This window comes from Streptomonospora sediminis (assembly GCF_054778995.1).
In genome coordinates, this window is record NZ_BAAGYZ010000009.1 from 74,326 (window position 1) to 99,890 (window position 25,565).

Sequence of the window (25,565 nt, forward strand, 5' to 3'; positions counted from 1 at the left end):
GGGGCGGACCGGCGGCCGACCCGCCCCCGGGGCCTCAGCCGCCGGTTCGGCTCCAGCGGCTTTCGAGATCGGCCGCGCCGCTGAAGGTGGGGGACCCGAACACGTGCAGGCGCGCGATACCGCCGTCAGGGAACACGTCGGTGCGCACGTGGGTGGCCGTCACCGCCGCGGGCAGTACGAACCGGTGCCCGCTGTCGGGCTGCAGCCGGGTGCGGTCCAGTACCGCGAACCAGGTGTCGGGTGAGCCGGAGCGGGCGTCGCGTCCCCAGACCTCCACCCACCCGGCGGCGTTGCCCTTGAAGTAGGAGGTCTCGATCTCCAGCGCCCGCACCGTGCTCTGCGCGGCGAGTCTGCACCGTACCCAGTCGTGGCCGCTGTCGCGTCGCCGCCGGTTCTCCCACCCGTGGTCCATCTGCTGCGACCGGCCGGGGGCGATGATGTTGGCGGGTGAGGAGTAGAACCGGCCGGAGGAGTCCTCGACCATCCCTCCGTTGGCGAGTGCGGCGAGGTCGGTTCCGCCCTGGGCCGCCAGCCACGCGGGATCGGCGACCGGCTCGCCGTACACCCGCAGCCGGGCCACGCCGCCGTCGGGGAACTGCTTGAGCCGCAGGTGGGTCCAGCGGCGCCCGCTTGAGACCGCGAAGTCGTTGGCGGCGTGCCCGTAGACGGGTGTACGCGCCACGAGCCCGGCCCATTCCGCGGCCGCCAGCTCATCGGGGGAGGGGGCACCCGGTACGTTCGCGGCCTCGACCGAAACCTCGGTGGGGTGGTTCCCGCGGAAGTGGGCGGTGTCGACGGTCAAGCAGCTCACGGTCCCAGCAACACCGAGGCGGATCAGCGCCCAGTCGTGGTCGCCGGGGCCGGGGTGGGGGTGTTGGGCATCGGGACCGCGCCGCCGGCGGGTCTCCCAGCCGTCCATGGCCTTGCCCTTGTGCCCGAAGGCGTGCGGGTCGAATGCGGCCCGCTCGGGGCGCAGGAGGTTCTCCCGTTCGGCGAAGGACTCGTCGTTGGCGGCGACCACGCTCGCGCCCAGCCGCCGGTCTGCGAGGTCGACGAGCCCGGCGGTGTCGAGCCGGGCGGGCCGGTAGTCGGAGTAGGGGTCGCCTCCGGAGTAGGGCCGGGCGTTGTAGGCGCGGGGGTCGAAGGAGTGGGACCGGCTCATGGTGCCTCCGGGTTGTCGGTGTTTCGGACCGTTTCGCGGGATGTTCCGCCGGCCTCCGGCGCTGAGCGGCGATCGGGGCGCCGGCCGATCACGTGGAAGCAGACGTTGAGGCCGACCGCCACGACGGCCGCGCCGATGATGCCGGAGTGGGCGACGAGTTCCACCGGCTCGGGCAGGCGGTCGTAGAAGGTCGGGTAGGCCAGCGGCAGGACCGCCACCCCCAGGGCGGAGGAGACCAGGACCAGGTTGAGGTTGTCGCTGAAATCGGCCTTGGCCAGGGTCTTGATGCCGCTGGCCGCGACGCTGCCGAACAGCACCAGCCCGGCCCCGCCCAGCACCGGGCCGGGAACGGCCGACATCACCCCGCCCAGCACGGGGAACATGCCCAGCACCAGGAGGATCCCGGCGCCGGTGGCGACCACGTAGCGGCTGCGTACCCCGGTGAGCGCGAGCAGGCCGATGTTCTGCGCGAAGGAACTGGTGGGGGTGGCGCTGAACAGCGGGCCGATGAGCGACCCGCTCACGTCGGCGCGCAGCCCGGCCGAGATGCGTTTGGCGTCCACCCGGGACCCGGTGATCTCGCCTACCGCGATGATGTGGGACGCGCCTTCGGTCAGCACCACGAGCATGATGATGCACATGGTCGCGATAGCGGCGGGTTCGAACCGGGGCGCACCGAAGTACAGCAACGAGGCCGGGTTGAACACGATGTCGGCCTCGCCGACGCGGCTGAAGTCGGCCATGCCGAGGGGGACTGCCACCAGGGTTCCCGCGACCAGGCCGATAAGGATCGCCAGGCGGCTCCAGACTCCGGGCAGTACCCGCGACCCCAGCAGGATCAGGCCCAGGGTCAGCCCGGCCAAGGCCAGGTTGCCCAATGGGGCGGAGGGCTCGGCCGAATCGTCGGCCATGATCCAGTCGGCCGCCACCGGCATGAGGCTGATCCCGATGACGGTGATGATCGTGCCGGTGACCACCGGCGGGAAGAAGCGGATGAGCTGCCCGAAAAAAGGTGTCAGGCACAGGCCGAACACACCGGCGGCCAGCGACGCCCCGAAGGCCACCGGCAGGTTCTCGCCGTCGTGTCCGGCGGCCAGCCCCGTGATGGCGCTGACCGGGACGAAGGAGCAGGCGACCACGATCGGCATCTGTGCGCCCAGGCGGCGGTGGCCGATCGACTGCAGGAGGGTGGCGATTCCCGCGACCAGGAGCGCGCCGCTGACGAGGATGCCCATGGCGGCGGGGTCGTCGGCGATCCCGGCGGCGGCGCCGATGACGAGGGCCGGTGCGACCGCGCCGGCGTACATGGTCAGGATGTGCTGCAACCCGTAGACGAGCAGCAGCCGAGCAGGGAGCTTTTCGTCCTCGGGGCGGTCGGGGGCGCGGGTGTGCGGTGTGTCCGGGTCCTTCGCGGAGGGGCTGTTCGGCATGGGCGGTTTCCAGCCTTTGCGATGGCGGGCCGCAGTCGGCGGCCGGTTTTCGGGCCTGCGGCCCGTGTTGTGCGCAGGGGACCGGTGCTCGCCTCCGGGCGCGCCGGAGACCGGATCGTCCGGCCTCCAGGCGGGTGCGGAACGGCCCGCACCCGCCCGGGGCAGGGGAGTGGCCCCGTGCAGGGATTCGATGTCCCCGAACGGGGGAAGTGGCGGCCGCTGGGGCCTGCCGGGGCCGGCTGCTACACGAAGCCGGGCACGTCCTGCCACGCCCGTCCGGCCGCGGGGGCGTCGTCGCGTTCGACCGCGGCCTCGATCTTGCCGTAGGGGCGGTCGGCGGCGAAGAACACCTCGTTGGGGTTATCCAGGCCGAAGGGGCTCAAATCAACCGGGAAGTGGTGGTTGTTCGGCATGGAGAAGCGGATCTCGGCCACCTCGGGCCGCGCCTGCAGGACCGCCTTGCCCATCTCGTAGAGGGTCTGCTGGAGCGCGAGGCTGTGCGTCTCGGCGAAAACGGACAGGCACCGGTCGCGGATGGCGGAGTAGGCCGAGTCGTAGTCGTGCTCGGCACCGACATAGCGCCAGCGGGCGGTGACGTCTGTGGCCAGAATCCGGTCGGTGGTCTCGGAAAGGGTGGTGTACCCGGTCTTCGGGTAGCCGCGGAACTCCGAGCCGGTGGACTTGAGCACGCTCAGGCCCTCGAAACCGGACACCACCCACTCCCGGGCGCCGTCCTTGTTGACGACGGTGGTGCGGGTCTCGGCGCCGCTGCGGTAGAACGCGTGGTCGTGCGGTCCGCGGGCGGTGGGGATGCGGTTCCAGGAGTATTCCCGGATCTCCTGGCGGGCGCCGGACACGTACTCGTGCTCGTCGACGAAGTGCCGGGCCAGGCGCAGGGCGAATTCCTCGATCGCGCCGACGCCGCCCCATTCGCGGGCCTTGGCGTAGACGGTGTTCTTCTGGGTGTCGGTCGGCAGGCACTTGGCGTTGTCGCCAGCGGTGTGCACGTCGTTGAAATCGCCGCGCAGCTGCGAGCCGACGTTGACGTCCTTGATCCGGTGGACGCCGGTGCCGCGGTTGATGTGGACGAGGCGGACCTCGGCCTTGCCGTACAGGTTGTCTCCGAGCCGGATGCCCATCAGGGTGTGCTCCATCCGTGAGGATACGTGCCATCCATCGCTTGCGCTGGTGCGTATGAGGGAGGACCGCTGCGGTCATGCGGAAGGACCTGTCACGCACTCGGAGATTCGGGTGTCAAACCTTGGTCGGCTGGGGCCTGGCGGTTCCTCCTCGGCAGGGGGCGGCGGTAAGGCGGCGGGTCGGATGGCAGGTGTCGCAGGTGCCTGCCTAGGACCCGCGGTAGGTCGAGTAGGAGAACGGGCTCAGCAGCAGCGGCACGTGATGGTGGGCGTCCTCGTCGGCGAGGTCGAAGACGACGGTGACCTCGGGGTAGAACCCGCGCCGGCCGGTTGCGGCGAAGTAGGAGCCGGTGTCGAACACGATCCGGTAGTAACCCGCCGGGAGCCGGTCCGGCCCCAGGCCGGGCACGCGCCCGTCGTCGTCGGTGCGGCCTGCGGCGACCGGTTTCCAGGCGGTCCGATCGGGGTCGGCGGCGGCATCCAGGCGGACGGGTACGCCGCCTGCGGGCCGGCCGAGCGCGGTGTCGAGGATGTGCGTGGTCACGTGGCTCATGCGGTCTCCAGAAGTTTGGCCAGGCGCAGTCCGGCGATTTTGCGGAGTTCGCCGCCGACCACGGAGAGTTCGGTGCCGGGGTCGTTGCCCAGGCGTTCGACCAGGTCGGCCAGCAGCTCGCGCGGGCCGCGGCCGCTGGCGCACACGAGGTATATCTGCCCGAAACGGTTCTCGTACTCCTGCTGGGCGAAACGGAAGATCCGCTGGAGCGCGGCCGCGTCGCCGGTTTCGGCGGCGAAGGCCGACTGCTCACCGCGCGACCAGGCGGCCTCGGTTCCCTTGCCCGCGGCCTGTTCGCCGATGCGCGGGTGGCGGGCCAGCGCGGTGGCCACTTCCTCGGCGGTGATATCGCGCGCGTGGGCGTCCGCACGGGCCAGCAACGTGCCGCGGTCGGCAAAGGGCGCCTCGGCTGCAAGCGCTCCGACCCAGCGGTCCACGTCGAGGCACTGCGCGAGCTCGGAGCGCAGCGCCGCGGCCGGTAGTGCGTTGAGTCGGGACAGCCCCGGGTCGGGGTCCGTTCCCGGACGTTGCGGGGTGGTTTCGGGCATCTGGTCTCCCGAACCCGGTCGGCTCCGGCCGTCCGAGAGCGGTGGCTCAGCCGAAGTCTCCGAGTTTTCGTAATGCAGTTTGGATTTTCCGTATCGCGGATTGCAAGATTCTAATCGATGAGAATGTGACCTTGTCAACACCCGCAAGGGGCCCGCCTCGCCCGCTCTCGTTCCGCGCGGCGGCAGAGCGGCACCGGACACCTGCACGGGCGAAGCGATGGCGCAGGGCGGCTCGCGGAGCCGTCGGCGTTGCGCGCAGCAGAGGCGCGGGTACCCGAGCCGCAGCCCGCCCTCGGCCCGAAGCCGCCCGAAAGCCCGGCAAACACCCGTCACCGGCCCGGCCGCTCCAGGGAGGGGCGGCCGGGCAGGCCGGACGAGGGTGCCTACTCCGGGTCGCCCGGCTCGCCCGGCCGCCGCGGAGTCCTCCGCCGCGGCGGCGCGATGGTGCCGACCGCTGCGGCGCGGACGAGGCGGCGGAAGGTGGGGCACTCCATGTGGCTCGGCGCCGGGCAGGCGGCGGCGTGGCGCAGGGAGTCGCGCAGGACACCGAGGTCGCGGATGGTCCTGTCCAGCTCCTGCGCCCTGTCGGCGAGCAGGCTCCGGTCGATGCGCGGCTGCCCGTCCGGGCCGAACATGCGGGCGATCTCGTCGAGTGAGAATCCGGCGGAGCGTCCAAGCGCGATCAGCGCCAGGCGTTCCAGAACGGCGGGATCGTACTGGCGGCGCAACCCCCGCCTGCCGACCGGGGCGATCAGCCCCTTTTCCTCGTAGAACCGCAAAGTCGCGGCCGAGACACCGGCGCTGCGCGCCACCTCGGCGATATCCAACTGTGCCATGTTGACCTCAAGTCGACTTGAAGTAGCACGCTGGCATCTCCGCTTCAACGACGCAAGCACGGGAGGCACTCATGGACGATCCACACGGCAGCGGCGGCCAGGCGGCACTGTGGAACGGCCCATCCGGCGACGCATGGGTGGAGATGCAGCCGGTGCTGGACGAAATGTTCGCGCCGTTCACCGACCTGCTCGCCTAGGCGCTGCCCGCCGGCAGCGGCAGCCGCGTCCTGGACGTCGGCTGCGGCACGGGCGGCACGACGGTGGCCCTCGCTCGGCGGCTCGGTCCGCAGAGCCGATGCGTAGGCGTCGACGTCTCCGCACCGATGATCGACGCGGCCCGGGTGCGGGCCGAACGGGAGGGCGCGCGGGCGGATTTCGTTCGCGCAGACGCCCAGGACCGCCCCTTCGAGACCGGCAGCCTGGACGCGATCGTCTCGCGTTTCGGCGTGATGTTCTTCGGCGACGCCGTCCGCGCCTTCGGGAACCTGCGCCGCGCCGCGCGCGACGGCGGCGGGCTGCGGTTCGTCGCCTGGCGCGGCGCCGAGGACAACCCGTTCATGACGGCGGCCGCACGTACCGCCGCGCCGCTGCTGCCCGACTTACCCGCCCACCGACCGGACGCACCGGGGCAATTCGCCTTCGCCGATCATGAATTGATGCGCCGCATCCTGCTGGAGAGCGGCTGGAGCGGGATCGACATCCGGCCGATCGACGTGGCGTGCGGCTTCCCCGAAAGCGAGCTGACCCGCTACTTCACCCGGATGGGCCCGCTCGGCGCCGTTCTGCACCAGGCCGATGCGAGCACCCGCGAGCGGGTCGTCGAGGCGGTCCGCCCCGCGTTCGACCCCTTTGTGGCCGGCGGCCGGGTCCGGTACACCGCCGCCTGCTGGCTGGTGAGTGCCCGAGCGGCGCTAGGACCGGCATCGTGACAGGCCGGTCCGAATAGCCGCGCCTTGCCGCGTGTACCTGATCGCGCCTTCGGGCCTACTGCCCTGTTGGCAATGCATGTACCGCCGTCGAAGCCGAACCGCAACGGCCGTTCGGGGCGGAGGCGCCGGACGCGCCGCTGCATCCGGCCCGAACGGAGACCACCTGCACCTGGCGGGCGCGAAACCGTCCGCCGCCGGTGCTTCAGCCGATGCGTACAGCGCCCGACGGGCAGGTGTCGGCCGCCATTTCGGCGGCCTCGCGCCGGTCCTCACCGGGGGCCTCTTGCAGCACCACGGCGAGGCCTTCATCGTCGTCCTGGTCGAATACATCGGGAGCGGCGAGTGCGCACTGCCCCGCCCCGATACAGACCCGGCGGTCCACGGTCACATGCATGGGAGGTTCCTTTCTTACCAGGTGACGGGCAGTTCGGTGAGGTTCTGGACCGTATCGGCGCGGCTGGGCCGCAGTTCCGTTGCCGGAACAGCGAGCCGCAGACCAGGGAAGCGTTCGAACAGCAGCGGCAGCGCGATCTGCAGTTCCACCCGCGCGAGGTTCTGCCCGAGGCACTGGTGCACGCCGTAGCCGAAAGCGTTGTGTTTGCGCGTGCCCCGGTGAATGTCGAACTTTCCGGGATCGGGGAACACCGCAGGGTCGAAGTTCGCCGGCCCGTTCGGGATCAGCACCCCTTCACCCGCACGGATTCGCCGGCCGGCGATGTCGATGTCCGCAGTGGCCACCCGAACCCCTGCGGTGTCGGCGACGGAGGTGTAGCGCAACACTTCCTCGACGGCGGCGGGCACCACATCCGGGTCGGTGCGGAAGTCGGCGAGCTGATCGGGGTGTTCCAGCAGCAGCACGGTCCCCATGGCGATCACGCCCGCGGTGGTCTCGTGGCCCGCGACCAGGAACAACATGGCGGTACCCAGGAGTTCGGCCCGCGACATTCCACCCCGAGCGAGTTCACCGTTGGCCAGTTCGCCGATCAGGCCGGGCCGCGGCTTCCCGATCGAGGCTTCGATCAGTGCATCCAGGTACTCCAGCAACTCGGTGCGGGGTACGGCGACCTCCTCCTCGGTGGCGGCACGCATCAGCCGACTACTCGCGTCTTCGAAGAACTCGTGGTCGGAGTACGGCACGCCGAGGATTTCGCAGATCACCAGGGACGGGACCGGTATCGCGTAGTTGGCGACCAGGTCCGCAGGCGGGCCTGCGGACCGCAACCGCTCGGCGGCCCTCTCCGCGATCTCTGCGATCCGCGGCCGCAGTTCGTTGATCCGCTTGACGGTGAACTGGGGAATGCTCATGCGCCGGTGGCGGCCGTGTTCGGGATCGTCCATGCCGATGAAGGCGGGCGGCTGGCTGCGGACGGCCGCCCCGCGCGGCGAGATCATCGGGAAGTTCGGGTCGGTCCGGTCGGACGAGAGCCGGGAATCGCCGAGCAGCGCGCGGGCTTCCGCGTGCCGCATGACCACCCAGCCGAGCTTGCCGTCGAAGAGTTCGACGCGGTGCAGCGGGTCCTGCGCGGTCAGTTCGGTGTAGCCGTGCGGCGGGCGGTACGGGCAGGTACGGGCCTGCGGGTAGGTGATCGTCTCTTCCATGCGGCATCCCAAGCATCGTGGATTTAGGGAACGCGTCGTTCCCTAACGTGGATGCTAGGCGGCTGAAACCGTCAGCGCAACGCGTTACCGTAAGCAGCCATGACGAGCAGCCCGACCGATCACCGCCAAGGGCCCCGAAGACGCGGCGCCGAATTGGAAAACGCGATCCTGCGCGCGGCGCGCGAAGGCCTCATCGAACGCGGCTACGCAGCCCTGACCATGGACTGGATCGCCGGCCGGGCACGTACCAGCAAAGCCGCGCTGTACCGCAGGTGGCGCAACCGCGCCGAGCTCGTGGTGCACGCGCAGGGCCAACTGGTCCGCTCGCTGGTGTCCGCACCGGACACCGGGTCGTTCGCCGCTGACATGCGCTCGCTGCTGCGTTCCGTCGCCGACCTGATGGATTCCGAATACGGCGAACTGCTTCGCGGCGTGCTCGTAGAGGTGGCAAGGAACCCGGAACTGGCCGCCGAGACACGCCGGCAGTTCCTGGAGACGGGGCCGTACCTGATCGACGAGATCTACCTGCGGGGAATCGAACGCGGCGAGGTGCGCCCCGAACTACGCGGCACCCGTGCCATGACCGCCGCCCACGACCTGCTCCGCAGCGAGTTCGTGATCAGCGGGACACCGATCACCGACGCCGCGATCGAGGACATCCTCAACACCGTCTACCTGCCACTGGTCCGTTCTCAGGGGTGAGCCGCGATCCCAACCGGTCCTCCTGCCACCACAGGCCCAAGACCAACCGGTTCCGGCGCGCCTTCACCCATTGGGGACGCCCTCCTCATCGGAGGTCCGGCCGCCGCCTAACCTGCCCGCACACCGGACCGCGCACCGGCCGCGCGGCCGGGCCCTTGCTGCGGTGGCGAATCTCCCCGGTCACCGCACAACAGCAGACGCGGCGGCGGCCGATGGAGCGAACCCGCCCGGTAAGTGCGGGCGAGGTGGTCCTGCAGTTCCGCACGACGCAACTGGTAAATCGGACCGACGGTACGCAGCAGGCCGAGCCGGTGGGCATCGTCGAGCAACATCATCAACCGCTGCGGCAGGCGCCTCTTCCACCGCAGGTAGGGGGCGGACACCAGGTGGACCGGCCACGCGCGGTGGTGGCCAACTGAGAGAGCGACCCTTGGCGCGAACGCGAGCCCGACGAGGAACCCGAGGGCGAGCATGAACCGGATGGGTCTCTGTTCCAAGTGCGCCGCCGGAGGCAGCACCGGTACCGGTGCCCGGTGCGAGCGGGATACGATAATGATTATCGTTTTCATCTTGGGAGGTTGCCAATGGAGGAACGCGCCCCCATGCGCGTGGCCGTCGTCACCGGATTGCACCGTGCATCCCGGCAGCAGGCTGTCGACGCTCTCCTCGCCGCAGTGCCGAGGTCCATCGCTGTCCACCACGGCTTCGAAGACGCCGGCGCAGGGATAGTGCACCGTTCGATCCGGGACAGGTGGGGACCGCACGGTCGGGCCCGGATCGAGCCGGCGCACGCGTGCGCGTCCTGTACCCTGCGCGAGGATCTGCTCCCGCTCTTGCGGGGGCTGGCCGCCGAGAACGCCTACAACCTGTGTGTTGTGGAAGGCTGGGAGTCGGTCGAGCCCCGCACCGTCTCGGAAGCGGTTGCGGCGGACGCGCGATTGGCCCTTTCCGCTGTCGTCACGGCCGTGGACGCCGAATCCCTCTTCGCCGACTTGGCCGGCCGCGATGGACTGGCGGACCGCGGGTTGGACATCGCCCCGAACGACGACCGCACCGTCGCCGAGGTGCTCGCGCACCAGATCGAGTACCCGACCGCGCTCGTTTTGACGGGCTCCCGGCATCGTGAGCGTGCGACCGCCCTGCTGGAGCAGCTCAACCCGGCCGCGGCCGTGGTCCCGCTCAGCGAATCGATCGCCGATCTGGCCCACGGGATCTTCGACACCGCTTCGGCGGCGGCGCGGCTGAATCCGGCCTGGGCGCAGTACACCGCGCACACCGACGGGCGTATCAGCACCTTCACTTGGACCCGGGTGCGGCCGCTGCACCCCGAGCGGCTGCACGATGCGCTGACCGGGATCGTGTCCTGCTGCCTGCGCGGTCGGGGAAGGATCTGGCTGGCCAGCCAACCGGACACGCTGTTGGTGTGGGACTCCCACGACGACCTGCTCGTGGTCGGCAGCGCGGGGCCGTGGCTGGCCTCGCTGCCCGAATCGGCCGCCGATCTGGTTCCGCCGGCCCGCCGTGCTTCGGCCCGCCTGGACTGGGACCCGGCCGTGGGCGACCGCCGCCAGCATCTGGCGTTCACCGGAGTGGACCTGGACGCCCGGCGCCTGGAAGACCTGCTGGACTCGTGCCTGCTCGCCCCCGGCGAAGAGCAGCAGGGCTTTGAAGACGACCCCTTCGCCGAAACGCTCGGAAGGCAGTGATGGCGAACAACTCCCGCCGTCCGCAGCAGAGCGGCCCGGTTGCGGCGGTCCCGGATGAAGGGCCGCAACCGGGCGGAGGACCACAGGCGGCGGTCAGTGTGCGGTGTTGAGGGTGCCGGAGAGATCCTTGTGCAGTTCCTCGCTGGGAATGTTCAGGCCGGTGATCTCGGCGGTGATGCCGTGTTTGGCGAACTTGTCGGTGGCGTGGTCCAGCGCCGCGACGGCCGAGGAGTCCCACATGTGTGCGCGGGAGAGGTCGATGACGACCTTGTCGATGCCCTGCTCGCCGTAGTTGAACTCCGCGGTCAGTTCGTTGCTGGAGGCGAAGAACAGGTCGCCGCGCACCGAGTACACCCGCACCCCGCCCTCGGGGTCGAGCACGCTGGTCACACCGGAGAGGTGGGCCACGCCGCGGGCGAACAGGGCCGTGGAGGCCAGTACGCCCACGATCACGCCGATGGCGAGGTTGTGCGTGGCGACCACGACCACGACGGTGACCACCATGATGGCGGTCTCGGTCCAGGGCATCCGCCGCAGCGTGGCGGGGGCGATGCTGTGCCAGTCCAGGGTGGCGATCGACACGAAGATCATTACGGCGACCAGGGCGGCCATAGGGATCACGGCCACGACATCGCCCAGCACGACCACCAGGATGAGCAGGAACACACCGGCCAGGAAGGTCGACAGGCGGGTGCGGGCGCCCGAGCCGACGTTGATCATGGTCTGGCCGATCATGGCGCAGCCGGCCATGCCGCCGAAGAACCCGGTGATGATGTTGGCCAGGCCCTGCCCGCGGGCTTCGCGGCCCTTGTGCGAGGGGGTTTCGGTACGGTCGTCGACGAGCTTGGCGGTCATCAGCGACTCCATCAGCCCGACCAGCGCCAGCGTCGCGGAGTAGGGCGCGATGACGGTCAGCGTCTCCAGGGTGAGGGGGACGCCGGGCACAAACGGGATGGGGAAGCTGGAGGGCAGTTCGCCCATGTCGCCCACGGTGGGGGCGTTGATGCCGGCGAGGACGGTGACGCCGGTGAGCGCAATGATGGCCACCAGCGGTGCGGGCACCGCCTTGGTCAGGCGCGGCAGCAGGAAGATGATGGCCAGGCCGGCGGCGATGAGCGCGTAGACGGGCCAGCCTTCGCCGGCGAAGTGCGGCACCTGGGCCAGGAAAATGAGGATGGCCAGGGCGTTGACGAACCCGGTCATGACGCTGGGCGGTACGAACCGCATCAGTTTGGCCACGCCGAGCAGGCCCAGCACCACCTGGAAGGCGCCGGCCAGGATGGTGGCGGCGAGCAGGTAGTCGACGCCGTACTCCCGGGCCAGGGGCGCCACGACCAGCGCCATGGCGCCGGTGGCCGCCGAGATCATGGCCGGGCGCCCGCCGAGGAAGGCGATGGAGACGGCCATGGTGAACGAGGCGAACAGTCCGACGCGGGGGTCGACGCCCGCGATGATGGAGAAGGAGATCGCTTCGGGAATGAGGGCGAGGGCGACGACGAGGCCGGCGAGGACCTCGGAGCGCAGTACTGACGGGGATAGGCGCGGTATGCGCAGGCGTCGGCGGGCGGGGGTCTGCTGGGCGGTCATGAGGCCAATCTCGTAGGAGCCGCGTGCACACACCGTGGCCGGGCGGGGGAGTTGTGCCCCTGCTCCGGGCACGCCGCAGCACACGGCGGACGGATGCCGATGGATCGGGCTCCCCGGCCACCCCGGGCCGACCGCATGCGCATGCGGGCCGCCCGCTTGCCGGCGGCGCCGTTGCCGCAGGCCCGTGGCGCCAGACGCACCGCGGGACGGGGTGTCGAGGCAGAGAAAGGGCGCGAGCCGCGTACGACTCGGCGCCCTCTAATCCTACGGTTACGTGAGGGTCGGGATCACTCTTTGAGTACGAGAGCCTGCCCACATCCCACCCGGTCGGCCGTTGCGCGTCCGCAGCCGTGAAACGGGCGGCAACCGGCCGGATACGCCACAGGAGAGGGCGACCGCCTCTGCGTGCCCGGAGGCGAAAGCGCGCCGATGGCGGCGCTGCCGGCGCGGCGATGGGCCGCGGCCCGCCGCCAACGCCTGGAACGGCCGGCCCAACCGGTTCGCTCGGAAGGGCCGGCCGGTATTCCGGTCGGCTGCGGTACTGCCGACCGGATCGGTTACAGGTCGGCCTCGTTGCCGCCGAAGGTCACGGCGAGGCTGCCGTCCGCGTCGAAGGACCAGTCCAGGGCGCCGGTGTAGGAGGAGCACCGGGACCCGTTCGAGCCGGACCAGAACTGGTTCGAGCTGTCAGCATCGCCGATGATCCTGTCGTTCGACCCGCTGTCGCACGAGGTGTTGTCCCGGAACTGCGAGGAGCCGCCGTCGAAGTTGAAGTTGCGCTCCTCATTGCCGATGCTGACGTTGTCCGAGACCGTCATCGAGCCGGTGTTCCTGTTGTAGGTGAACCCGTGCTTGCCGTTGCCGTAGGAGACGTTGCCCCGGACGACGTGGTCGACCCCGATGTCCTCGCCGCCGAGCTTGTAGCCGTTGCGGTCGCCGTCCCCGGCCTGGGAGCCGTCGCTGAGGGTCCCGTTCTCGAAGGCGAGGGAGTCCTCGATGGTCACTGCACCGATGGCTCCAGTGTCGTCCTTGGTGAAGAGGTCGTAGCCGTCATCGATGTTGTTGTGTGCCACCGTGTAACGGAGGACGTTCCCCTCCCCGACGGTGAGCTTCGGGGCGAAGCCGTCGGCGTCCTCGCCGTCGGAGTCGACGTTGTCGTGCGACACCGAGCTGACGACCAGGTTGTCCGAGGGCCACTCCGACCTGGGAGCACCGGCGGTGTACCGCGACAGTTGCAGCCCGGTGTCGCTGTTGTGCCGGGTGGTCACCCGCTCGATGACGTTGTCGTTGCCGCCCAGCAGGATGCCGTTGTCCCCGGCCCGCTCGACGATGATGCCGTTCACGTGCCACCAGTCGCCGCCGATGGCGAGTCCCCGGTTGGAGGAGTCCTCGCTCTGGCCGGAGAAGTCCAGCACGGGAGTCTCACCGGGGTAGGCGAACAGCTCGTTGCGGTCGCTCGACAGACCGTCGTTCCCCGGCTCGATGTGAACCGTCTCGGAGAAGTCGTAGTCACCACCGCGCATGTAGATCGACCCGCCGGGCTCGATCCGGTCGATCGCCGAGGTGAGCGTCGTCGGGTCGGACTCGGTGCCGGCGGCGCCGTCGCTACCGCCCGGAGCCACGAAGAACTCGTCACCTGAAGGCGGCGGAGTCCCGCCCGGGTTGTCGTCGCCGCCGCCGTCCGGAGGCGAGCCGGCGTAGGTCTCGAACTCGGCGACGCGCGGTGTGCCGTTCGAGCCGGTGATCTCGAAGTCGATCTTACGCAGCGCAGTAGAGTCGAAGGTGATGACACCCGCGCCGCTGCCGGTGGTCAGGACGGCGCCGGTGTCGTGGTCGACGACCCGCCAGGAGCCGATGTTGCCTTCGGCGCCGGAGGCTTCGCGGATGTTGATCGTGGACACCGTGGCGTTGGAGTCCCACTTGACCGAAATGCGGCCGGTCGAGCCGCTCGGCGACCAGTAGGTGCTCATGTCGCCGTCGATGACGTTTCCGTAACTGGTCCCGTCGGCCTTGCTGGAGCCGTCGGCGCCGGCCCCGATGCTGAGGTTGGTCCCGTCGGGAGGATCGGTGGGGTCCGGGTCGTTCGGGTCCGGGTCATCCGGGTCCGGGTCGTTCGGATCGGGGTCGTTCGGATCCGGTGCGGGCGGGTCCTCCGCTTCGCAGTTGCCGTCCGAGATCCGATTGCCCTGGCCCGCACCCGCGGTCTGCTCCAGCACCTCCGGCGCGCAGCCGGCGTCGTCGAGCTCGTAGGGGTACGGAATGCTCACCGTCGTGTTGGACTGCGGGTCGGGTCCGGCGGGGTAGTTCTCGTCACCCTCGCTGGACCAGGTCACGTTGTCGTAGATGTTGCCGCTGACCTCCCAGGAGCCCTTCTCATTGGTGTAGAAGGTGCCCAGGACGTCCTTGGAGTCCTTGAAGTAGTTGTTCTCCACCTTCGCGCTCGCCCCGGCCCGGGAGTTGATGCCGGATTTTTGCAGGTCCACGTAGTGGTTGTTGTAGATGTGCGCTGTGCCGCCGCGCAGTAGCGGTGTCCGGGAGTCGATGTTCTCGTACAGGTTGTGGTGGAAGGTGATGAAGCCGTTGGAGCGGTCACTCTCGCTGGAGCCGACCAGGCCGCCGCGGCCGGAGTTGCTCAGGGTGCTGTAGGAGAGGGTGACGTACTTGGTGTTGTTCTTCATGTCGAAGAGGCCGTCGTAGCCTTCCGACTCCCCGCCCGACGCCTCCAGGGTGAGGTGGTCGGCCCAGACGTTGCGGACGTCGCTCTCCATCCCGATGGCGTCACCGCCGTTGGACGTCGGCGAGCCGGACTTCTTGACGTTCCGGACGGTCACGTTCTGGATGATGATGTTGCTGGACTCCCGGATGTGGATGCCCAGCTGATCGAACACGGCTCCGCCGCCGACGCCGACGATCGTGACGTTGCTGATCCTTTTGAGCTCGATCACGTCGTCGGCAGTGTCGCAACCGTCGCCCGACACCTTGGAGGTGTTGCCGTGGTTGATGGTCCCTTCCACCTCGATGATGACCGGGGTGCTGGTGCTGGGCCGATCGCACAGGGCCTCGTGGATCTGGGTTCCGGTGGTGGCTCGGACCGTCTCTCCGCCCGCGCCGCCGGTGGTCCCGCCGTTCTGGGTCGCGTAACCCGTTGCGCTACCGGTCTGCGCCGATGCCGTGGACACCGGCAGGGCCAGACCGGCCGCCACCACGGCCGCAGTGGCCAGCGCCGACACGAGTCGACGCGTCATTGGTCGTCTCACTGCTTACCCTTCGTTGGGGGATATGGGGGTTGGGAAGCGCTTTCCTAGAGCATAGAGAAAGCGCTTTCCAAGTCAAGGGCGGTTAAAGTTCGAGTTCGGACCATGGAGCGGCAGGCAGACTGCGTAGCCGCTCCGTGGTCGTGATCGACAGCGGCACGCCCCGCAATGTTGCGGGTGTTGGCCTGGCCGACGGCGCGTTCACGGCTCACCGAGTCCTCGCGGTCGCCACCCGTATGCAGGCCCGCACCGAGGGCCTGAACGGGCTGGAGTTGCCCATGGAGGACCTGCCCGATGACATGGGTCGCCGCTTCGCGTCCGGCATGGCCGGACCGACTGGCGTGCCCGGGGTGTGGCTGGCCGGCAACGCCACCGACCTGCCTCTCGGACTCACGTGGCCAGAAGCGAACCCGAATATGTCCGAGAACGACATCGCCTTGGGCGAGTATCCCATTTTGCTCAGACCGTTCTCGGTCTCGCCGATCTTCTGTGCGTCCCCGAGGATTTGGGCGCAGGTGAGTTTCGTCCTGTGGGCCGACGCCATCGTCGGGACCAACCATACGGCGCGATCGCCCGCTGCGAGACCGGTTCCTTTTCACGGACCGCTACGACGTTCGTCCGCTGGAACCGCAGTTCTTCGCGGCGATACAGGTACTCGGCTTCGACATACTGTCGCCGATCGGCCTGGAGGATGCCGAGGTTGTTCAGGGCGTAGGTGTTGCCGGCCGCGATGGCCCGCCGGTAGTACTCCTCGGCCCCGGCCGCATCGTCCTGCCTCGAGGGTCGACCGCGCTTGCACGTGGTCGAAGCGACCGACGAGCACGAAGTGAGCATTGCCACGGAGACCGTGAACTCGTCGGCCGCAGTACCGCATATCCAGATCGAAGTCTGGCGTTGGGCCCTCCGCTGTCCACGACCGTGGAGGTGAACCAGCGGAGCCACCGCCTAGCTGTGGCGACGGCGCAGGTCGGACCGGCTGGGGAACGGCGGCTCCACCCGCGGGTGCATCGCCCGAGACCCTGCTTTCGCAAGGCGCCGCTCCGGATCCGGCCTCCGCCACCGCATCCTCTCGTGTTGGGGGGCATTCAACGTACGACGAGTCGGAACCCGCGGTCCGTCACCGCCCGTGTCAGCGCTGCAGTGTCAAAAGACCTGGCCGATACGGCAGTTGGCCGTAGTCGCCGCCGGAGTCGGGCGAGCGCCCTTGGTAGAGGAACCGCATATTGCAGGGATCGACGGTCATGGTCTGATCGGGGTCGGTGCGGATCAGCTCGCCGTGGCTGATGTCGTCGGTCCAGGTGGCGCCGCTGTTGGCCTGGCCGGCGAACGGGTTGCTTTCGGTGGTGGCCTGCGGTGTCCACGTGCCGTCCAGCCTGTCGGCTGTGAACGAGCGGAAGTAGCGGTCACCTTGCGCGCCGATCGCTTCGACGATCATGAGGTACTGGTCCCGGCCCTCGACGTTGTAGACCTGGACCGCTTCGAACAGGTCGTTGGTGCTGTCGGACATGATGGTCGTCGCGCTCGAACCGAAGCTGCCCGGGAAGTCGCCGATAGGCATGCTGTCCCGGTAGATCCTGCCGTTGTCTCCGGCGAAGAACAGGTACATGTCCGTGCTGTCACCGATCAGCGCCTGATCGATGGGGCCCGTGGGGGAGTCGGAGATGCTTCCGCTGAAGAGGGTCTGCTCCTGCGACCAGCTGTTCACGTCGGCGGGATCGGTCGACGTCCGGTAGGAGAAGGCGGATCCGCCCCACTGGTAGCCGAGCACCCAGATGCCCTCGGGGGCGAAGTAGAAGAGAGTCGGTGCGACGGCGGAGAAGGGCATCGGGTTCTGGGTAGCCGAGTCCATGCCGGCCCAATCGTTGAAGAGGCCGAAGTTCAGCGAGCCCCATGACGATCCCGTGTCGTGGTTCGTCGCATAGACGAGGTGCTGGCCGTTGTAGGGGGCGTGGGTGAAGTCCTTGAGCGAAACCCATCCCTGCCTCGGCTGCGCCAGCGGGCCGGTCGATGTCCAGTTGTACGTCGAGGGGAGCGCGCACGTGTCGTCCGCCCCCTCGTCGCCGACCCGGACGAGTCGCCACTGCTGGTGGCCGCCACCCGAGTCGTCGGCCTGCACAATGTCGGCGCCGTCAGCGTGCGAAGCGCCCTGCACCTCCACGGCCTTGCCGCTGTGCCGGTTGATCAACCGGACGTGGCCGCCAGGCGAGTCTTCCAACCGGAACTGCTGGTTGGCCTGGTTGAAGTCGGTCCATTGAACGATATCGGCACCGTTGGCGGTCGACCAGTTGTAGACGTCGAGTACCTTGCCGGAAATCCGTGATTGCAAACGGTAGTAACCGTCGCCGGAGTCGACGAACCGCCACTGCTGCTGGTGCTGGTCGTTCCGGGGCCACTGGGTGATCCGCGCCCCGTTGTCGGTGGCCCGGTTGTATACATCCAGCGCTTTGCCGCTCTCGCGGTTCACCAGCACGTAGTACGCGTTCGTGTCGACTGCGGCGGCCGCGGCTGGTGTCGGTCCGACCAAGGTGCCGGCGCTGCCGACCAGCATGATCATCACGCCGGCGAGGACGGCTCGCAGGGCCCTTCGCAGTCGCAAGGCCGGTGCGCTCGGAAACCTGCTCAACGTAGACACGGTCCTTCCTCTCGAAGCCTGGAGCTGCGCGCTCCGCCCGGCGGGGGCTAACGCGGGCTCTAGGCCTGTACTGGGGGATGTTAGCGCTAACATTTCCGGACGGTCTGGCGCATGCCTGAACGTGGCTCCTACGCGACAGGCCCGCCCGGAAAAGTCGGGGCGTTGCTGCCCTTGCCGCCGAATGTGAGCGATAATGCTCTTGACGTCAAGTAGTTTCCGGAAACTTTCTGTAATTTCCGGTTTCGTCATCCGGTGGCTTGCCAAGATGCCTGGTGGGGCTGCTGGCGGACCGGAGCCGTTCGCGACCTCCGCCGCCGGGCAGTGGACTGGTATTTCTTCGACTACTACAACCGGCACCACCGGCATTCGGGATCGGGTTCCACGCCCCGGCCGTCTGGTGATTGGTTGGACGTCTCCGCGGACCTGGCGTCTCAACGGCCCGACGGCCGCCGCCTACCCGGTTATGGAGATCGGGGACGCCCAGCCAGTGCCGTTGGCCTTCCGCATTGTCCACGGCTTGGGCGACACCCCAAATCCGCCTGCGTGGGGTGCCCGTTCCGCTCGAATGGAGTCCTGGGCCGAGATGAAGGCCACCGACCCGGCCTCCTTCGAGGACGCGGTGGCCTTCGGCGGACGCGGGGATACCGCACTGTCGATAGCAGGGATGTCGCGTCCTGTACCGAACCACCAGTTAGTGCAAGACGATGAGCCGCTACACATCGAGGAGACGCAATGCCAATAACGCTGGAGCAGCCACGCCCCTTGCCGCCGACCATCGGTCTCATGGCCGCCGCGCGCATGCTGGGGATCGGTCGTACGAAGGCCTATCAGCGGGCCAAGGCGGACGATTTTCCGTGCAAGGTGATCCGGATCGGGGAGGGCTACCGCGTCACGACGGCCGATCTGCTGCGAGTCCTGGGCGTGGATCCTGACGACGGCTGAGTGTCGCTCAGTAACTCGTTTGAACATTTTGAGGCGCCGGATGACGTTCAATCCCACGGTCGACTGACGGCCAAACGCCCAAGAGCCCGACCACCGGACTCGGTGATCGGGCTCCTGACCTGCAGCTAAGCTGCTCTTTCGCTGTCGGGACGGCGGGATTTGAACCCACGACCCCTTGACCCCCAGTCAAGTGCGCTACCAAACTGCGCTACGTCCCGGTGTTCGGTGGGCTTCTGCCCTGCGAACGAGTAAAACTCTACCGCATCTGCGGGCCTGCTTGTGACGGGTTGCCGGGGTGGGCGGATGCGGATGCGGGGGAGCGTAGGTGGGTGTCGGCGGCTGGGAGGGCTGTTTCGGGGAAGACGGCGATCCCGTGGTCTTGGAGGAGTAGAGCGGTGATCCCGGGGCCCGGCGCGGTGTTGCCGGTGAACGTGCCGTCGTAGACCTTGTGCAGGCCGCAGGACGGGCTGGATTCTTTGAGTAGGGCCGCGCGCACGCCGTGGGATTGCGCGGCGGTGAGGCACGCGTGGGCGCCGGTGAGGAAGTAGGTGGTGACGTCCTCGCCCTGCGGGGTCAGGATGCGCCCGCGGCCCTCCAGGACGGCGCGGGCGTCGGATCCCGGCTCGATTTCGGCGGGGGGACGGGGGACCGGCAGGCCGCCGGCCACCTCCGGGCAGTGCGGGACGATGCGCCGCTCCGCCCGCCAGCGGTCGATGATCGTGTCGTCGACGGTCTTGGCGCGTCCGTCGAAGCGCACGCGGCTACCGAGCAGGCAGGCGCTGACGAGGATGCGCGCCGCGGGCTGCCGGCCCTGCGCGGCTGGTGCGGTTTCCATGGGCTGCGGCCTCTTCGGATCTGCGGCTCCCGCCGGCGGCGCCCGTCTGGGATGGACCATCCGCTTCGGGGCCGTTTGCGGAACTCGCTCGCAGGTTACTGGGTGATGGCAAAGGGCGCAGGTATCCCCTCAGTACCGAAGGAGCTGGTGGCCGTGAGAGGGAATACGCGAGAGAAGGGTCCGGGCTCCGGGCTTGAGGCGGTCGGCGGTCTGGTCGACCTCATCCCGGCGCAGGCGCGCCCCGTCGACATCGTCTACCGTTCCCTGGGCGCCGAGGGTTCCGAGGGCGCGGAAAGCGGTTCTCAACGGGAGGTCGCCGCCGCTGCCGCCCGCACTGCCGTGGCCGGCGAGATCGAGCGGCTGCGCCCGGGCGAGCCCTACGTCCTCCAGCAGGGCTGCGCGGCCGACTATCCCGGGCTCGACCCGGAGCTTCCCGAAGAAAACCTGCTGGTCATCGGGGTGGTTTACCGGTTCGGTGAGTGAGTCGGCCGTCGGCCGTGCCGCGGCCCCGCACGACAGTGCCGGCCTCCCCCGCCCCGCGCGCAAGTGGCACTGTGCACACCGCCCGCGTTCGCGGAATGTGTCCCAGGTAGCGTGCGGTTACCGCTCTGGGTAGACAGATCATGCACTTGACCAATGGGGGAGGATCCATGACCACGGTTCCCGAGGTGACGCTCAACAACGGCGTCCGCATTCCGCAACTGGGGTTCGGCGTTTGGCAGGTGGAGAGCGGCGACACCGCCGATGTCGTCAGTACCGCTCTGGAGACCGGATACCGCAGCATCGACACCGCCGCCGCCTACGGCAATGAGGAGGGTGTCGGCCAGGCCCTGCAGCGCTCCGGCCTGCCGCGCGACGAGCTGTTCGTTACCTCGAAGCTCTGGAACACCGACCAGGGCTACGACAGCACGCTGCGCGCCTTCGACGCCACGATGGAGCGGCTCGGTCTGGAACACCTCGACCTGTACCTGATCCACTGGCCCATGCCCGCCCGCGATACCTTCCTCAGCAGCTGGAAGGCGATGGAGCGGCTTTACGCCGAGGGCAGGGTCCGCGCCATCGGCGTCTCCAACTTCCACGCCGAGCACCTGCGCCGCGTCCTGGACGAAGGCGGGATCGTGCCCACGGTCAACCAGATCGAGCTGCACCCGCGGCTGACCCAGCAGGAGCTGCGCAGCTTCAACCGCGAGCACGACATCGCCACGGAGGCCTGGAGCCCGCTGGGCCAGGGCCAGGTCCTGCAGGACCCGACCATCGGCAAGGTCGCCGAGGCCTACGGCAAGTCCCCGGCGCAGGTGATCCTGCGCTGGCACCTGCAGGTCGGCAACATCGCCATCCCGAAGTCGGTGACCCCGGAGCGCATCCGCGCCAACTTCGACGTGTTCGACTTCGAGCTGTCCAGCGGCGACGTCGAGACCATCTCCGGGCTCAACAACGGCCAGCGTTTCGGGCCCAACCCGGACACGATGAACGCGGCCTGACCCGGCTGGTTCGGCTGACCTGACCGATCCGGCCGACTCGGCCGACCCGGCCTGATTCGGCTCGATCGGATCGACACGCACTGCGGCCGATCGCCCCTGCCGCCGAGGGGCGATCGGCCGCAGTGCGTCGGTAGGGCGTTGTGCGGTTGGCGCAGTAAGCGGTCGGCGCAGTCGGCGGCCGATCGGCGGTCCGGCGGCGTGTCAGCCGATGGTTCGGCGGCCCGGCGGCCGGACATGCCCCGCGACATGCCGCGGCGCGGCCGGACGGTTGTTCAGGCGAGTTCGCGCCGCTTGGCGGCGTCGGCGAGCGTGGCCTGCGTTCCGCGCCGAGCCAGCCGAACGACGTAGACGACGCCGCCGACGAAGATGGAAACGGGCACCGCCATCATGACGATCAGCGCGATCAGGCCGAAGATTCCGAGTTCTCCCATGGCCTCATCGTAGGCGAGCCCGCCTCGGTGCGGCGACGGACAGGGGAGGCGTTGTGGATCACGCTCCCGCCCTGCATGCGCCTGCCCTGCGTCCAGCCCGCCGCCGTCTCCCGCCTGGCTGAATCCTGCCTGCCCGTCCCCGGTGGATCCCTACCCCCGACGCCCGCGCCCGCCCGCCGTCCTAGCTCGGCGAAGCGTGATCGCCAGGTCGCCCGCAGCAACGGGCCGCGGACGTGGCAGACTCGGCCTACGGCAACCACGAAGCGGCCCGACCGAAATCCGGGTCGGCCGAATGGCCCGGACGGTTCAGCAGGCCCGGATGGTTCAGCGGGCGGCGGCCGCGGTCGGCGGAACCGCCGGCCATGAGCCGCGAGCCACCGCCGGCCGGGGAGCGGAGGCGCTATGGCGAACAAGCACGTATTCGCATACGGCACACACCCCAGCCGAGTGGTCGGGATCTGGCAGCCCGACACCGACGGCGACGCCCCTTTCCCCGTTGCGGTGCTGCTGCACGGCGGATGGTGGCGCGACGCCCACGACCTGCGTCTGATGGATCCGCTCGCCGCCGAGCTGGCAGACGCCGGCTGGCTGGTATGGAACATGGAGTACCGGCGCACCGGCGGTGACGGCGGTGGCTGGCCGCAGACGCTCGACGATGTGCGGGCTGGGCTGGACGTGCTCGGCGCCCGGCTCGGCGAAGGGGCCGAACCCGGTGACCCCGGGCGGGTGGTCGCCATAGGCCACTCTGCAGGCGGCCACCTGGCACTGCTGGCCGCGCCCGGTTCACCGCTGACAGCGGTCGTCGGCCTGGCGCCGGTCACCGACCTGCGCGCCGCGGCCCGGGCGGGACTGGGCGAGGGCGCCGTCCCCGACTTCCTCGGCACGGAGCCCGCCGATCGCACCTGGGCCGAGGCCGCACCGCTGCACCGCGTCCCGGTCGGCGTCCCCCAGTTGATCGTGCACGGCGACGCCGACCAGCGGGTGCCCGTCGAACACAGCCGCGCCTACGCAGCAGCCGCCCGCGCAGCCGGAGACCCGGTCGACTACACCGAGATCGCCGGCGCCGACCACTTCGCCCCCATCGATCCGCGGCACGCGGCCTGGCGCGCCGCGGGGGAGTGGCTGCAGCGGGCGGTTGTGTAGCCGGTGGAGCCGGTGCGGCGGCGGATACGGCCGACCGCGACCCTTCGGTCGTCGTTCAGCCTTGGGCGCGGGATAGGGCCGCCCTACTCGGTGGGCTCCGCCGTCATCGCCGAGCAGGGCCCGTGCCGCGCAGCAAGGGCGGGCCCCTGCCGACCGCTGCCCCTCAAGAGGGGGCCGGGTCGGACACGGGTCCGCTCGGCGGCCTTGCCCGCGGCCGATCCGCGGGCGGTCCGGACGGGAAAAGCGGCATCGACGCCCGCAGGCGGCCGGGGTGGCCCGCCCCCGGCCCCGGCCGCCGGGGGCGGGCCACCCGGCGGGCGGGCGACCCTGCAGAAATGCCCGGATTTCACAGCTGGGCCCGGCATTTCAGCATGATCGGCACCGACCTCACAACACACTTCCCGCGTCTTCTCAACCACGCCAGAGCGCCCCAGGCCTTCAGCGCGCCCGGTCCTTGGCATAGCCCAACCGTTTCAGCTCCGCCCCGGCGATGTTGCGGACGTCGTCGCGCTGCTCAGCGCTGAGCCGGTTGCGCCAGGCCCCGATCCCGGTGGATCCGCTGCGCACCAGCTCCATCGCCGACACCCGCGCACCGGTGAACTCGCGGAGCTGCTCGGCGGTCTCGACCTCGCTGCCGAAGAGGTCCTCGTAGCGCAGCGTCATCAGTTGCTCGGCGCCCAGCGAGCCGCGCAGTTTCGCCGACAGCCGCACCGCGCCCCGCCAGCGCAGCGCGCACTTGGCCGCCGTGGAGAGCTTCGGGTACTGCTTGCGGTCCTGCTCGGTCTCAATCCCGAAGAACGGGTTGGGCATCTCGCCGTCGACGTTGGACATCCCGGGCCGGAACCAGGCCAGCACTTGCTCGTCGGCGAGCATTTCGGATGCCACATCGCGCCCGTCCCGGATGATCTGCACGAACACGGCGTCGTCGAACGCGTTCTGCAGCGCAGTGGCGCTGTAGAGCAGGTCCGGGCTGGCGTCGCCGAACCTGCTGACCCCGCCGGCGTGCCGGCACGGCTCAGCCGCCTCGCGAGCGGACACCGGCCCGCCCGGGCAGTACGGGCAGGTGCGCGGAGTGAGCTGCCACGACTCGGCGAACGCCGCACGCAGCAGCGCCGCGGTGCCCGAGGCGCGCTCTTCGGCCATCGACGGGCGGCGCGCCAGGGCGTGCACGGCGTCGAGCACCGTGCCGTTGCCCGCCCCGATGTGAAAGCCCGGTGCCTTGCCCAGCGCATGGGCGACCAGGTCCACACCGGAGTGCGGCGCTCCCAGTACGAAGACCGGCCGGCGGACCTTCGTCCCGTTCACGATGAGGATGTAGGGCGGCTGTTTCATGGCGAAGGAGATTTTTACACTCTTCAGCGCTGTTCGGGTGATTCATCGTGCTGTCGGCCTGGTGCGGCCAGGTGCCGTCCCTTACCAGCGAACCCCATCGGCTTCGGGTGACCTCCGTATTCGCGGGATTCGGCGCGTCGCCGAACCTCCTCGGCCGGGCGCCCGCGAGCCGTTCCCGCGTTCCCGTTCTGATGCGAGATTACCGCGAAGCGCGCGTTGCAACGGTTTGTCCGCCGCCCTCGTCGGCGAGAAGTGGCGGATACGTGATCTAGCCGTGAACCGCCGGAACCGCGGGCGATCCACTGCGCCGGTGGGGCGGCGCGGGATGGACCGCTGCGGTCGGCGGAGCAGCCAGAGGAGCCCGCCCGCCGCTCGCCCGCAGCGCTGCCACAATGGGCGCAGAACCACCACGGCCGCGCCGGACGCCTTCGCCCCCGGCGGCACCAGCCCGAACCCGCCCACTGCGGGCCTGCGGGCTTATGGGCCCGCGCGCGGCCGCCGCCCCCGATGCCGAGGACCGTCCATGCCCGCAGCCGCCCGCCCCGCCGACGTCGCTCCCCTGCTCGCCGGAGCCGACCGGATCACCGTACTCACCGGCGCCGGCATCTCCACCGACTCCGGCATCCCCGACTTCCGCGGCCCGCAGGGCGTGTGGACCAAGGATCCGGGCGCGGCTGCGCTGTTCGACTTCGACACCTACATGTCCGACGCCAACGTTCGCCGCAAGGTGTGGCGGATGCGCCGCGACCACCCCGCCTGGCACGCCCGCCCCAACGCCGCCCACCGCGCACTGGCCGACCTGGACGCAGCCGGGCGGCTGCGCGCCCTGGTCACCCAGAACATCGACGGCCTGCACCAGGCCGCGGGCATCGCCGCCGAACACATCATCGAGGTGCACGGCACCATCACGCAGGTGGCGTGCATGCAATGCGGCGCCCGCACTCCCACCCCGGAGGTCCTGGAACGGCTGGAGGACGAGTCCGACCCGCGCTGCCTGGTCTGCGGCGGCATCCAGAAGGCCGACACCATCTCCTTCGGCCAGCGCCTCAAGCCCGACGTCATCGATGCCGCGGTCCAGGCGGCGGCCGAAGGCTCGGTGTTCATGGCGGTGGGCACGTCGCTGGCGGTGCACCCGGTGGCCGGGCTGTGCGACATCGCCCTGGACAACGGGGCGCCGCTGATCATCGCCAACGCCGAGCCGACACCCTACGACGAGCGTGCCGCAGTCGTGCTGCGCGACCCGATCGGCGAGGTGGTGCCGGAGCTGGTGGAGTACGCGTTGGGTGTGCGGTAGGGGCGAGTGGCTTGGGAGCTTGGGCCGCGG

24 protein-coding genes and 1 tRNA gene are annotated in these 25,565 nt (G+C 69.7%); 9 read left to right on the forward strand and 16 right to left on the reverse strand.

What is annotated here, in order from left to right; all coding sequences use genetic code 11:
- Nucleotides 1–34 precede the first annotated feature (34 nt).
- The 6 genes from alc to ACYVD5_RS03285 form a co-directional block, all read right to left on the reverse strand.
- Nucleotides 35–1,162, reverse strand: a complete 1,128-nt coding sequence (gene alc / locus ACYVD5_RS03260; RefSeq protein WP_460999368.1) for an allantoicase — start codon at nucleotides 1,160–1,162, stop codon at nucleotides 35–37.
- The gene (locus ACYVD5_RS03265; RefSeq protein WP_460999369.1) at nucleotides 1,159–2,592 is read right to left on the reverse strand and encodes a nucleobase:cation symporter-2 family protein; all 1,434 of its coding nucleotides are present in this window, start codon (nucleotides 2,590–2,592) and stop codon (nucleotides 1,159–1,161) included. The genes alc and ACYVD5_RS03265 overlap by 4 nt, the downstream gene beginning before the upstream one ends.
- 242 nt (nucleotides 2,593–2,834) lie before the next feature.
- Complete coding sequence (pucL, locus tag ACYVD5_RS03270) at nucleotides 2,835–3,731, reverse strand: factor-independent urate hydroxylase (protein WP_460999370.1); 897 nt, start codon at nucleotides 3,729–3,731, stop codon at nucleotides 2,835–2,837.
- A 208-nt stretch (nucleotides 3,732–3,939) separates the two neighbouring features.
- Nucleotides 3,940–4,284 carry a hydroxyisourate hydrolase gene (gene uraH / locus ACYVD5_RS03275; RefSeq protein WP_460999371.1) on the reverse strand — a complete coding sequence of 115 codons (345 nt, stop codon included), beginning with the start codon at nucleotides 4,282–4,284 and terminating at the stop codon, nucleotides 3,940–3,942.
- Nucleotides 4,281–4,832: a 2-oxo-4-hydroxy-4-carboxy-5-ureidoimidazoline decarboxylase gene (locus ACYVD5_RS03280; RefSeq protein WP_460999372.1), complete on the reverse strand. Its 552-nt coding sequence runs from the start codon at nucleotides 4,830–4,832 to the stop codon at nucleotides 4,281–4,283. The genes uraH and ACYVD5_RS03280 overlap by 4 nt, the downstream gene beginning before the upstream one ends.
- A gap of 383 nt (nucleotides 4,833–5,215) precedes the next feature.
- Nucleotides 5,216–5,668, reverse strand: coding sequence for a helix-turn-helix domain-containing protein (locus tag ACYVD5_RS03285; RefSeq protein ID WP_460999373.1), 453 nt, complete (start codon nucleotides 5,666–5,668; stop codon nucleotides 5,216–5,218).
- Nucleotides 5,669–5,739: 71 nt separating this feature from the next.
- On the opposite strand from ACYVD5_RS03285, the gene ACYVD5_RS03290 reads away from it, so the two are divergent.
- Nucleotides 5,740–5,865 carry a hypothetical protein gene (locus ACYVD5_RS03290; protein WP_460999374.1) on the forward strand — a complete coding sequence of 42 codons (126 nt, stop codon included), beginning with the start codon at nucleotides 5,740–5,742 and terminating at the stop codon, nucleotides 5,863–5,865.
- A 3-nt stretch (nucleotides 5,866–5,868) separates the two neighbouring features.
- Nucleotides 5,869–6,597 carry a class I SAM-dependent methyltransferase gene (locus tag ACYVD5_RS03295; protein WP_460999419.1) on the forward strand — a complete coding sequence of 243 codons (729 nt, stop codon included), beginning with the start codon at nucleotides 5,869–5,871 and terminating at the stop codon, nucleotides 6,595–6,597.
- A gap of 202 nt (nucleotides 6,598–6,799) precedes the next feature.
- On the opposite strand, the gene ACYVD5_RS03300 is transcribed toward ACYVD5_RS03295, so the two are convergent.
- A complete protein-coding gene (locus tag ACYVD5_RS03300) occupies nucleotides 6,800–6,991 on the reverse strand; it encodes a ferredoxin (protein WP_460999375.1) in 192 nt (63 codons plus the stop codon).
- A gap of 14 nt (nucleotides 6,992–7,005) precedes the next feature.
- On the reverse strand, nucleotides 7,006–8,196 hold the full coding sequence (locus ACYVD5_RS03305) for a cytochrome P450 (protein ID WP_460999376.1): 1,191 nt from the start codon (nucleotides 8,194–8,196) through the stop codon (nucleotides 7,006–7,008).
- A 99-nt stretch (nucleotides 8,197–8,295) separates the two neighbouring features.
- Between ACYVD5_RS03305 and ACYVD5_RS03310 the strand changes: the two genes are divergently transcribed.
- Entirely contained in the window at nucleotides 8,296–8,898 is a 603-nt protein-coding gene (locus ACYVD5_RS03310; protein WP_460999377.1) for a TetR/AcrR family transcriptional regulator, read from the forward strand.
- A gap of 107 nt (nucleotides 8,899–9,005) precedes the next feature.
- Here the strand turns inward: ACYVD5_RS03310 and ACYVD5_RS03315 are convergent, their stop codons facing one another.
- Nucleotides 9,006–9,632, reverse strand: coding sequence for a hypothetical protein (locus ACYVD5_RS03315; RefSeq protein ID WP_460999378.1), 627 nt, complete (start codon nucleotides 9,630–9,632; stop codon nucleotides 9,006–9,008).
- A 99-nt stretch (nucleotides 9,633–9,731) separates the two neighbouring features.
- On the opposite strand from ACYVD5_RS03315, the gene ACYVD5_RS03320 reads away from it, so the two are divergent.
- Nucleotides 9,732–10,604 (forward strand): GTP-binding protein, encoded by an 873-nt coding sequence (locus ACYVD5_RS03320; protein ID WP_460999379.1) that lies wholly within the window; start codon nucleotides 9,732–9,734, stop codon nucleotides 10,602–10,604.
- Between the two features lie 93 nt (nucleotides 10,605–10,697).
- Here the strand turns inward: ACYVD5_RS03320 and ACYVD5_RS03325 are convergent, their stop codons facing one another.
- The 3 genes from ACYVD5_RS03325 to ACYVD5_RS03335 form a co-directional block, all read right to left on the reverse strand.
- On the reverse strand, nucleotides 10,698–12,191 hold the full coding sequence (locus ACYVD5_RS03325; protein WP_460999380.1) for a SulP family inorganic anion transporter: 1,494 nt from the start codon (nucleotides 12,189–12,191) through the stop codon (nucleotides 10,698–10,700).
- A 557-nt stretch (nucleotides 12,192–12,748) separates the two neighbouring features.
- A complete protein-coding gene (locus ACYVD5_RS03330) occupies nucleotides 12,749–15,436 on the reverse strand; it encodes a pectate lyase family protein (RefSeq protein ID WP_460999381.1) in 2,688 nt (895 codons plus the stop codon).
- A 1,138-nt stretch (nucleotides 15,437–16,574) separates the two neighbouring features.
- The gene (locus ACYVD5_RS03335; RefSeq protein ID WP_460999420.1) at nucleotides 16,575–17,999 is read right to left on the reverse strand and encodes a non-reducing end alpha-L-arabinofuranosidase family hydrolase; all 1,425 of its coding nucleotides are present in this window, start codon (nucleotides 17,997–17,999) and stop codon (nucleotides 16,575–16,577) included.
- An 810-nt stretch (nucleotides 18,000–18,809) separates the two neighbouring features.
- Here ACYVD5_RS03335 and ACYVD5_RS03340 point away from each other — a divergent pair.
- The gene (locus ACYVD5_RS03340) at nucleotides 18,810–19,019 is read left to right on the forward strand and encodes a DNA-binding protein (protein WP_460999382.1); all 210 of its coding nucleotides are present in this window, start codon (nucleotides 18,810–18,812) and stop codon (nucleotides 19,017–19,019) included.
- A 144-nt stretch (nucleotides 19,020–19,163) separates the two neighbouring features.
- On the opposite strand, the gene ACYVD5_RS03345 is transcribed toward ACYVD5_RS03340, so the two are convergent.
- Together ACYVD5_RS03345 and ACYVD5_RS03350 are read right to left on the reverse strand one after the other, a co-directional pair.
- A tRNA-Pro gene (locus ACYVD5_RS03345) sits at nucleotides 19,164–19,237 on the reverse strand.
- Nucleotides 19,238–19,275: 38 nt separating this feature from the next.
- Nucleotides 19,276–19,854, reverse strand: coding sequence for a 2-thiouracil desulfurase family protein (locus tag ACYVD5_RS03350; RefSeq protein WP_460999383.1), 579 nt, complete (start codon nucleotides 19,852–19,854; stop codon nucleotides 19,276–19,278).
- 153 nt (nucleotides 19,855–20,007) lie between these two features.
- Between ACYVD5_RS03350 and ACYVD5_RS03355 the strand changes: the two genes are divergently transcribed.
- Nucleotides 20,008–20,337, forward strand: coding sequence for a hypothetical protein (locus ACYVD5_RS03355; protein WP_460999384.1), 330 nt, complete (start codon nucleotides 20,008–20,010; stop codon nucleotides 20,335–20,337).
- Nucleotides 20,338–20,504: 167 nt separating this feature from the next.
- Complete coding sequence (locus tag ACYVD5_RS03360; protein ID WP_460999385.1) at nucleotides 20,505–21,335, forward strand: aldo/keto reductase; 831 nt, start codon at nucleotides 20,505–20,507, stop codon at nucleotides 21,333–21,335.
- A 272-nt stretch (nucleotides 21,336–21,607) separates the two neighbouring features.
- Here the strand turns inward: ACYVD5_RS03360 and ACYVD5_RS03365 are convergent, their stop codons facing one another.
- Nucleotides 21,608–21,766 (reverse strand): hypothetical protein, encoded by a 159-nt coding sequence (locus ACYVD5_RS03365; protein WP_460999386.1) that lies wholly within the window; start codon nucleotides 21,764–21,766, stop codon nucleotides 21,608–21,610.
- A 402-nt stretch (nucleotides 21,767–22,168) separates the two neighbouring features.
- Between ACYVD5_RS03365 and ACYVD5_RS03370 the strand changes: the two genes are divergently transcribed.
- Entirely contained in the window at nucleotides 22,169–22,909 is a 741-nt protein-coding gene (locus ACYVD5_RS03370; RefSeq protein ID WP_460999387.1) for an alpha/beta hydrolase family protein, read from the forward strand.
- A 438-nt stretch (nucleotides 22,910–23,347) separates the two neighbouring features.
- Here the strand turns inward: ACYVD5_RS03370 and ACYVD5_RS03375 are convergent, their stop codons facing one another.
- Nucleotides 23,348–24,241: a sulfotransferase gene (locus ACYVD5_RS03375; RefSeq protein ID WP_460999388.1), complete on the reverse strand. Its 894-nt coding sequence runs from the start codon at nucleotides 24,239–24,241 to the stop codon at nucleotides 23,348–23,350.
- A gap of 523 nt (nucleotides 24,242–24,764) precedes the next feature.
- Between ACYVD5_RS03375 and ACYVD5_RS03380 the strand changes: the two genes are divergently transcribed.
- The gene (locus ACYVD5_RS03380) at nucleotides 24,765–25,535 is read left to right on the forward strand and encodes an SIR2 family NAD-dependent protein deacylase (protein ID WP_460999389.1); all 771 of its coding nucleotides are present in this window, start codon (nucleotides 24,765–24,767) and stop codon (nucleotides 25,533–25,535) included.
- Nucleotides 25,536–25,565: the final 30 nt, after the last annotated feature.

What these genes read in the sequence shown, in the direction of transcription:
- alc (WP_460999368.1), bottom strand. Translation starts at nt 1,162, where the DNA reads ATGAGCCGGTCCCACTCCTTCGACCCCCGCGCCTACAACGCCCGGCCC.
- ACYVD5_RS03265 (WP_460999369.1), bottom strand. Translation starts at nt 2,592, where the DNA reads ATGCCGAACAGCCCCTCCGCGAAGGACCCGGACACACCGCACACCCGC.
- pucL (WP_460999370.1), bottom strand. Translation starts at nt 3,731, where the DNA reads ATGGGCATCCGGCTCGGAGACAACCTGTACGGCAAGGCCGAGGTCCGC.
- uraH (WP_460999371.1), bottom strand. Translation starts at nt 4,284, where the DNA reads ATGAGCCACGTGACCACGCACATCCTCGACACCGCGCTCGGCCGGCCC.
- ACYVD5_RS03280 (WP_460999372.1), bottom strand. Translation starts at nt 4,832, where the DNA reads ATGCCCGAAACCACCCCGCAACGTCCGGGAACGGACCCCGACCCGGGG.
- ACYVD5_RS03285 (WP_460999373.1), bottom strand. Translation starts at nt 5,668, where the DNA reads ATGGCACAGTTGGATATCGCCGAGGTGGCGCGCAGCGCCGGTGTCTCG.
- ACYVD5_RS03290 (WP_460999374.1), top strand. Translation starts at nt 5,740, where the DNA reads ATGGACGATCCACACGGCAGCGGCGGCCAGGCGGCACTGTGGAACGGC.
- ACYVD5_RS03300 (WP_460999375.1), bottom strand. Translation starts at nt 6,991, where the DNA reads ATGCATGTGACCGTGGACCGCCGGGTCTGTATCGGGGCGGGGCAGTGC.
- ACYVD5_RS03305 (WP_460999376.1), bottom strand. Translation starts at nt 8,196, where the DNA reads ATGGAAGAGACGATCACCTACCCGCAGGCCCGTACCTGCCCGTACCGC.
- ACYVD5_RS03310 (WP_460999377.1), top strand. Translation starts at nt 8,296, where the DNA reads ATGACGAGCAGCCCGACCGATCACCGCCAAGGGCCCCGAAGACGCGGC.
- ACYVD5_RS03325 (WP_460999380.1), bottom strand. Translation starts at nt 12,191, where the DNA reads ATGACCGCCCAGCAGACCCCCGCCCGCCGACGCCTGCGCATACCGCGC.
- ACYVD5_RS03330 (WP_460999381.1), bottom strand. Translation starts at nt 15,436, where the DNA reads ATGACGCGTCGACTCGTGTCGGCGCTGGCCACTGCGGCCGTGGTGGCG.
- ACYVD5_RS03335 (WP_460999420.1), bottom strand. Translation starts at nt 17,999, where the DNA reads ATGATCATGCTGGTCGGCAGCGCCGGCACCTTGGTCGGACCGACACCA.
- ACYVD5_RS03340 (WP_460999382.1), top strand. Translation starts at nt 18,810, where the DNA reads ATGCCAATAACGCTGGAGCAGCCACGCCCCTTGCCGCCGACCATCGGT.
- ACYVD5_RS03350 (WP_460999383.1), bottom strand. Translation starts at nt 19,854, where the DNA reads ATGGAAACCGCACCAGCCGCGCAGGGCCGGCAGCCCGCGGCGCGCATC.
- ACYVD5_RS03360 (WP_460999385.1), top strand. Translation starts at nt 20,505, where the DNA reads ATGACCACGGTTCCCGAGGTGACGCTCAACAACGGCGTCCGCATTCCG.
- ACYVD5_RS03365 (WP_460999386.1), bottom strand. Translation starts at nt 21,766, where the DNA reads ATGGGAGAACTCGGAATCTTCGGCCTGATCGCGCTGATCGTCATGATG.
- ACYVD5_RS03370 (WP_460999387.1), top strand. Translation starts at nt 22,169, where the DNA reads ATGGCGAACAAGCACGTATTCGCATACGGCACACACCCCAGCCGAGTG.
- ACYVD5_RS03375 (WP_460999388.1), bottom strand. Translation starts at nt 24,241, where the DNA reads ATGAAACAGCCGCCCTACATCCTCATCGTGAACGGGACGAAGGTCCGC.
- ACYVD5_RS03380 (WP_460999389.1), top strand. Translation starts at nt 24,765, where the DNA reads ATGCCCGCAGCCGCCCGCCCCGCCGACGTCGCTCCCCTGCTCGCCGGA.